Source organism: Roseateles aquae (genome assembly GCF_032337115.1).
Lineage (GTDB): Bacteria > Pseudomonadota > Gammaproteobacteria > Burkholderiales > Burkholderiaceae_C > Roseateles_C > Roseateles_C aquae.
The window spans coordinates 50,873-63,175 of record NZ_JAVXZY010000001.1; the positions used below are offsets into that span (position 1 = coordinate 50,873).

Sequence of the window (12,303 nt, forward strand, 5' to 3'; positions counted from 1 at the left end):
TTTTGCGCTGTTCCCATGTTCATCGATTCCCACTGCCATCTGAGCTTTCCGGAGCTGCGTGCCCAACTGCCGCAGATCCTCACCGAGATGGCCGCCGCCCAGGTCGAGCAGGCCATCTGCATCTGCACGACGATGGAGGAGTTCGATCAGGTTCACGCCCTGGCACTGGCCCATCCGCAGCTGTTTGCCACCGTCGGCGTGCACCCGGATAACGAGGATGTGCATGAGCCCAGCGTCGAGGAACTGGTCGCCAAAGCGGCCTTGCCGCGCGTCCTTGCCATCGGCGAGACCGGTCTTGACTACTACCGTTTGAACGGCCGCAGCCTGGCCGAGATGGAATGGCAGCGCGAGCGCTTTCGCACCCATATCCGTGCCGCCAAGCTGGCCAGCAAGCCGATGGTGATCCACACCCGCAGCAGCGCGGCCGACACCCTGGCCATCCTGAAGGAAGAGGGCGGGGAGGCCGCCGGTGGCGTGTTCCATTGCTTCACCGAAAGCCTGGACATCGCGCTGCAGGCGGTCGAGCTGGGTTTCTACATCTCCTTCTCCGGCATCGTCACCTTCAAGAATGCCGGCGATCTGCGCGAGATCGCCGCGGCCCTGCCGCTGGACCGTCTGCTGATCGAGACCGACAGCCCCTATCTCGCCCCGGTGCCCTATCGCGGCAAGACCAACAGCCCGGCCTATGTGCCGCATGTGGCGCGCCAACTGGCCGAGGTGCGTGGCATCAGCGTCGAGGCGATGGCCGAGGCCGCCACGGCCAATACCCGCCGCTTGTTCCAGCTGGCGTCCTGAACCGATGCGCCGCCGTCTGCTCCTTGCTTTTTTGCTCGGCCTGACGGCGCTTGCCCAGGCCGCCGAGGACAGCCCGGCGCAACAGCTGCTGAAGGAGGCCGAGCTTGACCGCGGCAGCGAGGTGATGACGCTGATGGTGCGCGGCGTCGACCCCAATGTGCGCGATGCCAAGCGGCAGACGCCCCTGCATCTGGCCCTGGTCAATGAGTCCGAGATGGCGCTGAAGGCCTTGATGGCCCACCCGCTGCTGGATGTGAACGCGATCAATGCGGCCGCCGAGACGCCGCTGATGCTGGCTGCACTGAAAGGGCGGCTGGACTGGGCCAAGCTGCTGGTGCAGCGCGGCGCCCTGGTCAATGAGGCGGGCTGGAATGCCTTGCACTACGCCGCCAGCGGCCCCGATAACGGCGTGACGGCCTGGCTGCTGCAGCAGGGCGCCGAGATCGATGCCCTGTCGCCAAATGGCACGACGGCGCTGATGATGGCCGCTGGCTATGGCAGCCCGACCGTGGCGGAGGCCTTGCTGGCGGCAGGCGCCGATGCCGCTCTGCGCAATCAGCAAGGCCTGGACGCGGCCGATTTCGCCGGCCGGGCACAGCGCAGCGAGCTGCAGAAAAAACTGCGCGCCGCGCGGCGCTGAGGATGACAAGCGCTGCCCGCCTTACAGCAGCGACGTAGGAATCCGGCTGACACGGCATTTGGCCGCGGGCCGACTGTTGCGCCCCGGCCGGCCTGCCTACAGTTGAGCTCATCAAACGGGCACGAGTGCCCACCTGGAGCTCACCATGCAGACCACCACCCTGATCGCCAATCCTTTCGCCATGATGCTGGACCCGGAGCGCATCGCCCGCGAGGTGGAGCACTCCGAGCGCCTGAACCGCCTGCAGCGCCGCATCTGCCGGCCGCTGGACAAGCCGCTGATCCCCAAGGGTGTGGCCGAACTGGACGCCTACGACCGCATGATCGAAGACACCGTCGTCGAGCCCGAGGAGCTGGCCGACGAGGAGCTTGCCGCATCGCCCGCCACATTTGACTGCTGAGCGTGTGTTGAGCCCCCGCTCCGCTGGGGCGGGCGGCTGTTGCGCCATCCGGGCTTTTGCTGTTGCGCCGCGCCGCTGGGCGCCGACAATGCGCCGGGCGCTGGCTGCATGCTGTGGTACAGACGCCGACGCTGTTGTCTGATGCTGCTGCCTCCGCCGCCTTGATGCGCCTGCCCCTTGTTTCCCGTCTGATCGTTCCCGCGCTTGCCGCCTGGCCCGCCAGCCTGTTGATGGCCTTGCTGGCCTTGCCGGCCTGGGCGGCCGACTCGCCGACGCTGCAGCGCATCCGCGACACCGGCGTCATCGTCATCGGCTACCGCTCGACCTCGCTGCCGTTCTCCTATCTCGACGCCAAGCTCAAGCCCATCGGCTACTCGATGGATTTGTGCGAGCGCATTGTCGAGGCCGTGGCCAAGCGCATGGAGCTGCCCGATCTGGAGGTCAAGCTGATCCCGGTCAGCTCGGCGACGCGCCTGCCGATGATGGCCAACGGCACGCTGGATCTGGAATGCGGCGTCACCACCAACACCGTCGAGCGGCGCAAGGCCCAGGCCTTTTCGCTGACGACCTTTGTGGCCGAGAGCAAGCTGCTGTCCAAGAAGGGCTCAGGCGTGCAGACCGTTGATGATTTGCGCGGCAAGCCGGTGTCATCGACGATAGGCACGACCAGCATCCAGTTCCTCAACAAGCTGAATCAGCAGCGCGGGCTGGACATCCGCATCCTCGTGGGGCAGGACGACCAAGAGGCCTTCCGCGCGGTGCAGACGGATCGGGCCGTGGCCTTTGCGATGGACGATGTGCTCTTGCGCAGCCTGGTGGCCCAGGTCAGCAATCCGCAGGACTACCAGATCGCGGACACGCCGCTGTCGGTCGAGCCTTATGGCATCGGCCTGAACCGCGACGACCCGGAATTCAAGCAATGGGTGGACGAGGTCTTGCGCGGCCTGTTCAAGAGCGGCGAGATAGCGACGATCTACCGCAAATGGTTCCAGTCGCCGATCCCGCCGCGCGGCCTCAATCTGCAGCTGCCGATGAGCGAGGCCTTCAAGCAGCTGATGCGCGCACCGACCGATTCACCGGACCCGGCGCACTACCGCTGAACTGAGCGGCCGGCTGGCCGGTCTTCACTGCCGCTCACTGTCCTTCACTGCCCGGAGCGGAAACGCTCCAGATCGATGCCGTGGCGGTGCAGCTTGTCGTACAGCGTCTTCTTCGGCGTGCCCAGCAGCTCCATGGCCGCCGGCACGCGGCCCTGGCAACGGCGCAGCGCCTGCTCGATCAAGGTCTTCTCGACCAGGTCCATCTGCTGGGCCAGACTCAAGCTGGCCGCGGCCGGATCGAGCGCCTCGCCATCGGGAATGGAGAGCACAAAGCGGTCGGCCGCATTGCGCACCTCGCGCACATTGCCCGGCCAGTCGTGGGCCATCAGCTCGCGCATCTTCTGCGGGCTCAGCTCGGGCGCGGGGCGCTCGTAGCGCGCGCAGGCCTGGGCCACGAAGTGCTCGAACAGCAGCGGGATGTCCTCGCGGCGCTCGCGCAGCGGCGGCAGCATCAGCGTCGCGACATTGAGCCGGTAGTAGAGATCGCCGCGGAATTTCTGTTGATCGGACAGCTCTTTCAGATCGGCCTTGGTCGCGGCGATGAAGCGCACATTGATGGGCAGCTCCTCGTTCGAGCCCAGCCGCTCCAGCCGGCGTTCCTGCAGGATGCGCAAGAGCTTGATCTGCAGCGCGACGGGCATGGTCTCGATCTCGTCCAGCAGCAGCGTGCCGCCGTTGGCATGCTCGAGCTTGCCGATGCGGCGCTTGGCCGCCGAGGTGAAGGCGCCGGGCTCGTGGCCGAACAGCTCGCTCTCGAACAGGGCCTCGGGCAGGCCGCCGCAGTTGATGGCAACGAAGTTGCGGTCACGGCGCGGGCTCTGGTCATGCAGGCAGCGGGCCACCAGCTCCTTGCCGGTGCCGGTCTCGCCCAGAATCATCACATCGGCCGAGGTGCCGGCCAGATTCAGCACCTGGCGGCGCACCTGCTGCATCGCCGGCGAATTGCCCAGCAGGGCGGCCTCCAGGCCGCAGGCCCGCTGCAGCTGGGCGCGCAGGTCTTCGACGGCAGCGCCCAGCAGCCGGCGTTCCAGCGCACGGCGGACGGTGTCGACGAAGCGGTCCGGATCGAAAGGCTTTTCGAGGAAATCGTAGGCGCCGCTGCGCATCGCGCGCACTGCCATCGCCACATCGCCATGGGCGGTGATCAGCACCACCGGGATGCTGGCATCGGTGCCCAGTGTGCGTTCCATCAGCGCCAGGCCGTCCATGCCGGGCAGGCGCACGTCGGTGACGAGCACGATCTGCGCGCCCGGCGCGATATGCGGCAGCGCCGCCTCGGCCGAGGCGCAGGCGACAACGCTGAATCCGGCCAGCTCCAGCGTCTGGCTCAGGCTCAGTCGTACGGGCGGATCGTCCTCAACGAAGATGACCTTGAATCCATCAAACATGCGGGTCCTTTGCTGCGGGCTCCAGATCGAACTCGAAGCACATGCCGCCATCGAGCGAGCGATGGGCGCGCAGCGTGCCGCCGAATTCATGGACGATTTTCGATGAGATCACCAGGCCCAGACCCAGGCCCTGGCCGGCCGGCTTGGTGGTGAAGAAGGGCTCGAACAGCCGGGCCTGCTGGCGCTCATCCATGCCCGGCCCGCTGTCGATCACGCGCACTTGCACGCGGCCATCGCGGCGCTCGGCGGCCACGGTGATGCGGCGCTGCAGCTGGTCCTGCATGGCGTCCATCGCATTGGTGAACAGATTCACCAGCACCTGCTCCAGCCGGTTGGCATCGGCATTGACCAGCAGCTCGCCGCCACGCTCATCGATTTCCTCGATCAGCTCGACCTGCTCGGCGCGCAGCCGGTGCTCCAGCAGCACACGCACGTTCTGCAGCGATTCGCGCAGCGGTGCCGCCTGCACCTGGCCCGCCGCCTCGGCCTTGCGGGCGAAGTTCTTCAGCGCGCGGGTGATGACGCTCATGCGCTCGGTCACATCGTCGATCGCCTTCAGGTTGTCGGCCACCGACTGCAGCCGCTGTTTCTCCAGCAGCAGCAAGGTGTTGCGCGACAGCGCACGCAGCGCCGTCAGCGGCTGGTTGATCTCGTGCGAGATGCCGGCGGACATCTGGCCCAGCACCGCCAGCTTGCCGGCCTGCACGAGTTCATCCTCGGCCTGCAGGCGCTGGGCGATCTGGTGCTTCAGTTCCTGATTGGTGCTGCGCAGCTCGGCGGTGCGCTCGTCGACCAGATGCTCCAGCTGCGCATGGGCTTTTTGCAGGGCGGCCTGGGCCTGAAACACCTGGCGCAGCGCCCGCCGGCGCGAGGCCAGGTAGAGCGCCAAAAGGCCGATGCTGGCACCCACCGCCGCGCCGCCCCAAGCGGCATAGCGGGCGCCGCGCCAGACCTCGGAGGGGTCGGACAAGGTCACCAGGCGCACGCCCAGCTGGGCCACCGGCCGCTCCTGCGCCAGCAACTGAGTGGCCTGGCCGGGCAGGGCAGGGACCGGCACCAGCGCCGCATCGGACTGCTGCAGTGAATCGTGCGGAATGTTCATCGGCTGCAGCGAGGCGCCAGGGTAGCGGCCGAGCCGGCGCAGCGCTTCGGCCTGGGCCTGATCGCTGCTACCAAGAATGCGGTACTTCCACTCCGGCACCGAGGACATGATGACCACATCATTGGCGTCGATGACCAGCAGCTTCTCGCTTTGCGAGCGCAGGCCGAGGTCGACCCAGGTGGCCTCCAGCGGCGCCAGGCTCAGCTGCACGACGATGGCGCCCAGCACCTGGCTGGCGCGGCGCACCGGCTGGATCAGGAAGAAGCGGGTGCTGCCGTCGACGGCGTCGGCAGCAAAGAAGTGCTCTGCGCCGCTGTCCAGCGCGCGCTGCACCTGGGCGGCCTCGGGCGCGCTGCGCGGCGTGCTGAGATGGCTGCTGGCCAGCATCTGGCCACGGGCATCGGTGATGAAGGTCAGCATCGCGCCCGCGCGCACATTGATGCGCGAGAGCTTGCGCGCCACCTCGGCGCGCAGGGTCAGGTCTTGCGGGGCACCGAGCATGGCCTGCACCTGCTCGTCGATGGCGATCAGGCTGGGCAGGTAGTTGTGGCGGGCCAGCTCGCTTTCCAGCGTGGCGGCATAGAGCTCCAGCCTTTCGCTGGCCAGCGCGGCCAGCTGGGCCAGACCCGAGGCCTCGCTGAGCCGCTGGCCCAGCACGCCACCCAGCAGGGCCAGGGCCAGCGTCAGATAGGCGTAGAGGCTGGGCCGGGTCAGCCGCCAGGCCAGCCGGCGCTTGAGCGAGCCACCATAGGCCTGCGAGACCTGTTCGCTATGTGTGGAGGGGAACCATTGCATGAAGGGGCGTAGTTTGCCCAAGTCGCGGCGCCCTGTCCCCGCTCGGGTTCCGGCTTTTTTCGCGCCAGCGAGCGTGCTGCCGTGAGGGTAGGGCGGGATTTCGCACTGGGGCCAAAAAGGCAGGGCGGATTTCCGCACTACTCGCACGGCAGCAGCGGGCTGCGCGGCCTTCGCACCGGGGTCGAAGCGGCTTGTGCTGCCGCAAACGCTGGCCCGAGCCCCAGATTTCTAAGTGATTACCCGTGAATTTTTCATGTTGGCATGCCTGTTGCGAATAAGGGCTCAGTACGACGGCTGATCCGTCCAACAAGGAAGTAGAGGCAATGGAGACTTTTCTGCAACAGATCATCAATGGTCTGGTGCTCGGGAGCATGTATGCGCTCGTGGCACTGGGGTACACGATGGTCTACGGCATCATCAACCTGATCAACTTCGCCCACGGCGATGTGCTGATGGTCGGCGCGCTGGTCAGCTTCAGCGTCGTCACCGCGCTGGCCGATAGCGGCCTGCCGGGCTGGGCACTGATGCTGGTCGGTCTGCTGTGCGCCATCGTCGTGTGTGCGCTGCTGAACTACACGATTGAGAAGATCGCCTACCGGCCCTTGCGCAGCGCGCCGCGACTGGCACCGCTGATCACGGCCATGGGCATGTCGCTGCTGCTGCAAACCCTGGCGATGATCATCTGGAAGCCCAATCCCAAGCCCTTCCCGCAGCTGCTGCCGGCCCAGGCGATCGACCTGGGCGGCCCGGTGATCACGATCACGCAGATCCTGATCCTGGTCAGCACCGGCGTCATCCTGGCCGGTCTTTTGTGGCTGGTGAACAAGACCAAGCTGGGCCGCGCGATGCGCGCCACGGCCGAGAACCCCAAGGTGGCCGGCCTGATGGGCGTGAAGCCCGATATGGTGATCTCGGCCACCTTTGTGATCGGCGCGGCGCTGGCCGCCGTGGCCGGCATGATGTGGGCGGCCAACTACGGCACGGTGCAGCATTCGATGGGCTTCATGCCCGGCCTGAAGGCCTTCACCGCGGCGGTGCTGGGTGGCATCGGCAACCTCGCTGGTGCGATGGTGGGCGGCGTGCTGCTGGGGCTGATCGAGTCCATCGGGGCCGGCTATCTGGGCGACCTGACCGGCGGCATCCTCGGCAGCCACTATGCCGACATCTTCGCCTTCGTCGCACTGATCCTGGTGCTGACGCTGCGCCCCTCGGGCCTGCTGGGCGAACGCGTTGCGGATCGGGCCTGACACCATGACCACGAATGCACAAGTGACTGTCGGCAAGCAGCCAGCCTGGGTTGCCGACGACAAGAAGTTGACACACGACATGCAAACCAAAACTCAAACCTCAAAGCTGATCGGCTATGCACTGGCCGCTGTCGGCCTGCTGATCGTCCCTCTGATTGCCCAGCAATTCGGCAACGGGCCGGTGCGCATCATCGACCTGGCGCTGCTCTATGTGATGCTGGCGCTGGGCTTGAACATCGTGGTCGGCTACGCGGGTCTTTTGGACCTCGGCTATGTGGCCTTCTACGCGGTCGGCGCCTATATGTTTGCGCTCCTGGCCAGCCCGCACCTGAGCGAGAACTTCGAAGGCTTTGCCGCCGCCTTCCCCGGCGGGCTGCACTCGCCGCTGTGGCTGATCATCCCGCTGGGGGCAGGTCTTGCCGCCTTCGCCGGGGTGATGCTGGGCGCACCGACGCTCAAGCTGCGCGGCGACTACCTGGCCATCGTGACCCTGGGCTTCGGCGAAATCATCCGGGTGTTCCTGAACAATATGGAATACCCGCTGAACATCACCAACGGCCCGCGCGGCATCGGCCAGATCGACGCCATCCACGTCTTCGGGCTGGACCTGGGCAAGCCGCTGGAGATCTTCGGCTTCACGCTGCCCTCGGTCAGCCAGTACTACTACCTGTTCCTGGCCCTGGTGGTGATCTCGGTGCTGATCTGCTCGCGCCTGGAAGACTCGCGCATCGGCCGCGCCTGGATGGCCATCCGTGAAGACGAAATCGCCGCCAAGGCCATGGGCATCAACACCCGCAACCTGAAGCTGCTGGCCTTCGGCATGGGCGCCACCTTCGGCGGCGTGGCCGGCTCGATGTTCGGCGCCTTCCAGGGCTTTGTGAGCCCCGAATCCTTCAGCCTGCAGGAAAGCGTGATGATCGTCGCCATGGTCGTGCTCGGCGGTATCGGCCACATCCCCGGCGTGATCCTCGGCGCGCTCTTGCTCTCGGCCCTGCCCGAAGTGCTGCGCTATGTGGCCGGCCCGCTGCAAGAAGCCACCGGCGGCCGGCTTGACGCCGCCATCCTGCGCCAGCTGCTGGTGGCGCTGGCGATGATCAGCATCATGCTCCTGCGCCCACGCGGCCTGTGGCCCAGCCCCGAGCACGGCAAAGCCGCGCCCCAGCCCTTGGCCAACAACAAATAAGACGCCGGAGAGCCCCCCACCATGAGCGACATCGTTCTCAAAGTAGCCGGCGTGTCCAAGCGCTTCGGCGGTCTGCAAGCCCTCTCCGACGTGGGCATCCAGATCAACAAAGGCCAGGTCTACGGCCTGATCGGCCCCAACGGCGCCGGCAAGACCACCTTCTTCAACGTCATCACCGGGCTGTACACGCCCGACGCCGGCAGCTTCGAGCTCGGCGGCGCGCCCTATGCGCCCACCGCCGTGCACCAGGTGGCCAAGACCGGCATTGCCCGCACCTTCCAGAACATCCGGCTCTTCGCCGAGATGACCGCGCTGGAAAACGTGATGGTCGGCCGCCATGTGCGCACCGGCTCCGGCCTCTTGGGCGCCATCTTCCGCAGCCCCGGCTTCAAGGCCGAGGAAGCGGCGATTGCGAAGCGCGCCCAGGAACTGCTGGACTACGTGTGCATCGGCAAATACGCGGAATACAAGGCCCGCACGCTCAGCTACGGCGACCAGCGCCGGCTGGAGATTGCCCGCGCACTGGCCACCGACCCCAAGCTGATCGCGCTGGACGAACCGGCCGCCGGCATGAACGCGACCGAAAAGGTCGTGCTGCGCGAGCTGATCGACCGCATCCGCAAGGACGGCCGCACGATTCTCTTGATCGAACACGACGTCAAGCTGGTGATGGGCCTGTGCGACCGCGTGACCGTGCTGGACTACGGCAAGCAGATTGCCGAAGGCACGCCGGCCGAGGTGCAACGCAATGAACAGGTGATCGAGGCCTACCTCGGTGCCGGTGGCCATTGAGCCCCGCAGAACGGAGTCTGAGATGACAAGCGAAGTATTGTTGAAAGTCAGCGGCTTGAAGGTCGCGTACGGCGGCATCCAGGCCGTCAAGGGCGTGAACTTCGAAGTGCGCCAGGGCGAGCTGGTCAGCCTGATCGGTGCCAATGGCGCCGGCAAGACCACCACGCTCAAGGCCGTGACCGGGCTGCAGGCCGTCGCCGATGGCGACATCCAGTACCTGGGCAAATCGATCAAGGGCCAGGGCGCCTGGGATCTGGTCAAGCAAGGCCTGGTGATGGTGCCCGAAGGGCGGGGCACCTTCACCCGGATGACCATCACCGAGAACCTGCAGATGGGCGCCTACATCCGTAACGACAAGGCGCAGATCGAAGCCGATATCGATCGCGTGTTCGGCATCTTCCCGCGCTTGAAGGAACGCCGCCTGCAGCTGGCCGGCACGATGAGCGGTGGCGAGCAGCAGATGCTGGCCATGGGCCGCGCGCTGATGGCCCAGCCCAAGGTGCTGCTGCTGGACGAACCCTCGATGGGCCTGTCGCCCATCATGGTCGACAAGATCTTCGAGGTCGTCAACGAGATCCACGGCCAGGGCGTGACCATCCTCCTGGTCGAGCAAAACGCCAGCCGCGCGCTGGCCGCCGCCAACCGCGGCTATGTGATGGAGAGCGGCATCGTCACGATGACGGGCGAGGGCAAGACGCTCTTGAATGACCCGAAGGTCCGCGCTGCCTACCTTGGCGAGTGAGCGGCAAGCCATCGCGCCATAGATTTCCTCGGGCAGACGAAGATTCCACGGTGCCGCTGGCTGCTCTGGCCCGCGCATCCCGCCGCTGCAACAGCGGCAGGCGGCACCGACCTACAACATGGCAATAAACAAACGGAGATAGGCACATGAAGTTTCAACTGAAGCTGGTCGCCAGCGCCGTGCTGCTGGCCTCGGCCGGCGGCTCGATGGCGCAGGACCTGGTCGTCAAGATCGGCCATGTCGGCCCGACCAGTGGCCAGATTGCCCACCTGGGCAAGGACAATGAGCTGGGCGCCCGCTACGCCATCGACGAACTGAACGCCAAGGGCGTGATGATCGGCGGCAAGAAGGCCAAGTTCGAGCTGGTTGCTGAAGACGATGCTGGCGATCCCAAGCAAGGCACGGCAGCCGCCACCAAGCTGGCCGATGCCAAGGTCAATGGCGTGATCGGCCACCTGAACTCGGGCACCTCCATCCCCGCGTCCAAGGTCTATAGCGACGCTGGCATTCCGCAGATCAGCCCCTCGGCCACCAACCCCAAGTTCACCCGCAACGGCTACAAGACCACCTTCCGCGTCGTCGCCGATGACGTGCACCTGGGCGGCACGCTTGGCAAGTACGCGGTGACGCAGCTGCACGGCAAGTCCATCGCCGTCATCGACGATCGCACCGCCTATGGCCAGGGTGTGGCCGACGAATTCGAGAAGGGCGTCAAGGCCGCCGGCGGCAAGGTTGTCGGCCGCGAGTTCACCAATGACAAGGCGACCGACTTCAACGCCATCCTGACCGCCGTCAAGGCCAAGAAGCCCGACGTCGTGTTCTTCGGCGGCATGGACGCCGTGGCCGGCCCGATGTTGCGCCAGATGAAGCAGTTGGGCATCGACGCCAAGTTCATGGGCGGCGACGGCATCTGCTCGGGCGAACTGCCCAAGCTGTCGGCCGGCACCATGGGCGATGGTCAGGTGGTCTGCGCCGAAGCCGGCGGTATCGACGGCGAATTCAAGGGCGGCATGGAGACCTTCAAGACCAAGTTCAAGGAAAAGTACAAGCTGGAGGTGCAGATCTATGCACCTTATGTGTACGACGCCGTCAACGTGATGGTCGCTGCCATGGTCAAGGCTGGCTCCGCCGAGCCGGCCAAGTACCTGCCGGTGCTGGCCAAGACCGAAGCCTACAAGGGCGTCACCGGCGTCATCAGCTTTGACGGCAAGGGAGACATCAAGAACGGCGCGCTGACGCTGTACACCTACAAGGGCGGCGCTCGCGAGCAGATCGCGGTCGTTCGCTGACCCCACGAGGCTGGTTTCGCCAGCGTCTTGAATCGCAAAATGTCGGGCCCGTCCGGGCCTGGGTGGCGCAAGCTGCTCAGGCTTGGGCGGGCATCGTTGTTTGTGGCGCCCCAGCGTCTTACTTCAAACGCTGACCCAGGCTGTCAGACACCTGAACGCTGATCGGAATGCCCTGACCGACGCTTTGCGTGACCGTGCAGTATTTCTCGAAGGTCTCCAGCACCCGCTCAAGATGCTGCAGCTGCGCGGCCGGCACCCCCAGCTGCAGCTGCGCCTGCATGGCCAGCACGCGAACATAGCCGGCTTCGTTGCGGCCGACTTCGGCGCTGACGCGACAGCTCAGCGGCTCCGGCGCCTGCTTGTATTTGCGCAAGGCGAACAGCAGCGAGTCACTCAGGCAGTTGGCCACTGCGGCGGCCAGCAGCTGCACCGGCGAGGGGCCGAGGCCCGTACCCAGCGGTACTGGCTCATCGCAGCTGAGCGCGGGGATGCCAGCGCCAAATTCGGCGCTGAAGTGGTAGTTTTCCCGCTGCTTCAGCTCGATGCTGATCGTTTCGTTGCTCATTGGTGGATGCTCCCTTCAATTGCCGCGGCGTATGCCGAGCTTGGCCAGCAGTGTCTCCATCAGGCACCAGCGCGTAAAGCCGCTTTGCAAGAGATTGACACCGACGAAGGCGGTGAAGGCCAGCCACCAGCTCGACACGAACAGCGGGCTGCCAGGGATGCCCAGGGCCAGCGACAGCAGGATGAAGCTGCCGGCGACGACACGAACGATTTGCCAGGTACTCATCACGGACTCCTTTGTTGCGTTGAGTGATTGCTGTGCGCGC

The 12,303-nt window shown here is 65.9% G+C and carries 13 protein-coding genes; 9 read left to right on the forward strand and 4 right to left on the reverse strand.

Going from position 1 to position 12,303, the window contains the following annotated elements:
* Positions 1-15 precede the first annotated feature (15 nt).
* The 4 genes from RQP53_RS00225 (at position 16) to RQP53_RS00240 (ending at position 2,935) form a co-directional block, all read left to right on the forward strand.
* Positions 16-795: a TatD family hydrolase gene (locus RQP53_RS00225; RefSeq protein WP_315647912.1), complete on the forward strand. Its 780-nt coding sequence runs from the start codon at positions 16-18 to the stop codon at positions 793-795.
* Between the two features lie 4 nt (positions 796-799).
* Positions 800-1,435 (forward strand): ankyrin repeat domain-containing protein, encoded by a 636-nt coding sequence (locus RQP53_RS00230; protein ID WP_315647913.1) that lies wholly within the window; start codon positions 800-802, stop codon positions 1,433-1,435.
* A gap of 145 nt (positions 1,436-1,580) precedes the next feature.
* On the forward strand, positions 1,581-1,835 hold the full coding sequence (locus tag RQP53_RS00235) for a hypothetical protein (protein ID WP_315647914.1): 255 nt from the start codon (positions 1,581-1,583) through the stop codon (positions 1,833-1,835).
* A gap of 164 nt (positions 1,836-1,999) precedes the next feature.
* Positions 2,000-2,935 (forward strand): transporter substrate-binding domain-containing protein, encoded by a 936-nt coding sequence (locus RQP53_RS00240; protein WP_315647915.1) that lies wholly within the window; start codon positions 2,000-2,002, stop codon positions 2,933-2,935.
* 44 nt (positions 2,936-2,979) lie between these two features.
* On the opposite strand, the gene RQP53_RS00245 is transcribed toward RQP53_RS00240, so the two are convergent.
* Both RQP53_RS00245 and RQP53_RS00250 read right to left on the reverse strand, forming a co-directional pair.
* Positions 2,980-4,323, reverse strand: a complete 1,344-nt coding sequence (locus RQP53_RS00245) for a sigma-54-dependent transcriptional regulator (RefSeq protein WP_315647916.1) — start codon at positions 4,321-4,323, stop codon at positions 2,980-2,982.
* On the reverse strand, positions 4,316-6,220 hold the full coding sequence (locus tag RQP53_RS00250) for a sensor histidine kinase (RefSeq protein WP_315647917.1): 1,905 nt from the start codon (positions 6,218-6,220) through the stop codon (positions 4,316-4,318). Before RQP53_RS00250 ends, RQP53_RS00245 begins: the two co-directional genes overlap by 8 nt.
* 323 nt (positions 6,221-6,543) lie before the next feature.
* Here RQP53_RS00250 and RQP53_RS00255 point away from each other — a divergent pair, with 323 nt between their 5' ends.
* From RQP53_RS00255 to RQP53_RS00275, 5 genes are all read left to right on the forward strand, one after another.
* A complete protein-coding gene (locus RQP53_RS00255) occupies positions 6,544-7,467 on the forward strand; it encodes a branched-chain amino acid ABC transporter permease (RefSeq protein ID WP_315647918.1) in 924 nt (307 codons plus the stop codon).
* Positions 7,468-7,546: 79 nt separating this feature from the next.
* On the forward strand, positions 7,547-8,650 hold the full coding sequence (locus RQP53_RS00260) for an ABC transporter permease subunit (RefSeq protein ID WP_315647919.1): 1,104 nt from the start codon (positions 7,547-7,549) through the stop codon (positions 8,648-8,650).
* 21 nt (positions 8,651-8,671) lie between these two features.
* A complete protein-coding gene (locus RQP53_RS00265) occupies positions 8,672-9,442 on the forward strand; it encodes an ABC transporter ATP-binding protein (protein ID WP_315647920.1) in 771 nt (256 codons plus the stop codon).
* A 22-nt stretch (positions 9,443-9,464) separates the two neighbouring features.
* Positions 9,465-10,184, forward strand: a complete 720-nt coding sequence (locus RQP53_RS00270) for an ABC transporter ATP-binding protein (protein WP_315647921.1) — start codon at positions 9,465-9,467, stop codon at positions 10,182-10,184.
* A gap of 146 nt (positions 10,185-10,330) precedes the next feature.
* Positions 10,331-11,473, forward strand: coding sequence for a branched-chain amino acid ABC transporter substrate-binding protein (locus tag RQP53_RS00275; protein WP_315647922.1), 1,143 nt, complete (start codon positions 10,331-10,333; stop codon positions 11,471-11,473).
* A gap of 118 nt (positions 11,474-11,591) precedes the next feature.
* Here the strand turns inward: RQP53_RS00275 and RQP53_RS00280 are convergent, their stop codons facing one another.
* Entirely contained in the window at positions 11,592-12,038 is a 447-nt protein-coding gene (locus RQP53_RS00280) for an OsmC family protein (RefSeq protein ID WP_315647923.1), read from the reverse strand.
* 15 nt (positions 12,039-12,053) lie between these two features.
* The gene (locus RQP53_RS00285) at positions 12,054-12,263 is read right to left on the reverse strand and encodes a YgaP family membrane protein (RefSeq protein ID WP_315647924.1); all 210 of its coding nucleotides are present in this window, start codon (positions 12,261-12,263) and stop codon (positions 12,054-12,056) included.
* Positions 12,264-12,303 lie beyond the last annotated feature (40 nt).

Excerpts from the sequence above, each read along its gene's own strand:
- RQP53_RS00225 (WP_315647912.1), top strand. The coding sequence starts at position 16 with ATGTTCATCGATTCCCACTGCCATCTGAGCTTTCCGGAGCTGCGTGCC.
- RQP53_RS00230 (WP_315647913.1), top strand. The coding sequence starts at position 800 with ATGCGCCGCCGTCTGCTCCTTGCTTTTTTGCTCGGCCTGACGGCGCTT.
- RQP53_RS00235 (WP_315647914.1), top strand. The coding sequence starts at position 1,581 with ATGCAGACCACCACCCTGATCGCCAATCCTTTCGCCATGATGCTGGAC.
- RQP53_RS00240 (WP_315647915.1), top strand. The coding sequence starts at position 2,000 with ATGCGCCTGCCCCTTGTTTCCCGTCTGATCGTTCCCGCGCTTGCCGCC.
- RQP53_RS00245 (WP_315647916.1), bottom strand. The coding sequence starts at position 4,323 with ATGTTTGATGGATTCAAGGTCATCTTCGTTGAGGACGATCCGCCCGTA.
- RQP53_RS00250 (WP_315647917.1), bottom strand. The coding sequence starts at position 6,220 with ATGCAATGGTTCCCCTCCACACATAGCGAACAGGTCTCGCAGGCCTAT.
- RQP53_RS00255 (WP_315647918.1), top strand. The coding sequence starts at position 6,544 with ATGGAGACTTTTCTGCAACAGATCATCAATGGTCTGGTGCTCGGGAGC.
- RQP53_RS00260 (WP_315647919.1), top strand. The coding sequence starts at position 7,547 with ATGCAAACCAAAACTCAAACCTCAAAGCTGATCGGCTATGCACTGGCC.
- RQP53_RS00265 (WP_315647920.1), top strand. The coding sequence starts at position 8,672 with ATGAGCGACATCGTTCTCAAAGTAGCCGGCGTGTCCAAGCGCTTCGGC.
- RQP53_RS00270 (WP_315647921.1), top strand. The coding sequence starts at position 9,465 with ATGACAAGCGAAGTATTGTTGAAAGTCAGCGGCTTGAAGGTCGCGTAC.
- RQP53_RS00275 (WP_315647922.1), top strand. The coding sequence starts at position 10,331 with ATGAAGTTTCAACTGAAGCTGGTCGCCAGCGCCGTGCTGCTGGCCTCG.
- RQP53_RS00280 (WP_315647923.1), bottom strand. The coding sequence starts at position 12,038 with ATGAGCAACGAAACGATCAGCATCGAGCTGAAGCAGCGGGAAAACTAC.
- RQP53_RS00285 (WP_315647924.1), bottom strand. The coding sequence starts at position 12,263 with ATGAGTACCTGGCAAATCGTTCGTGTCGTCGCCGGCAGCTTCATCCTG.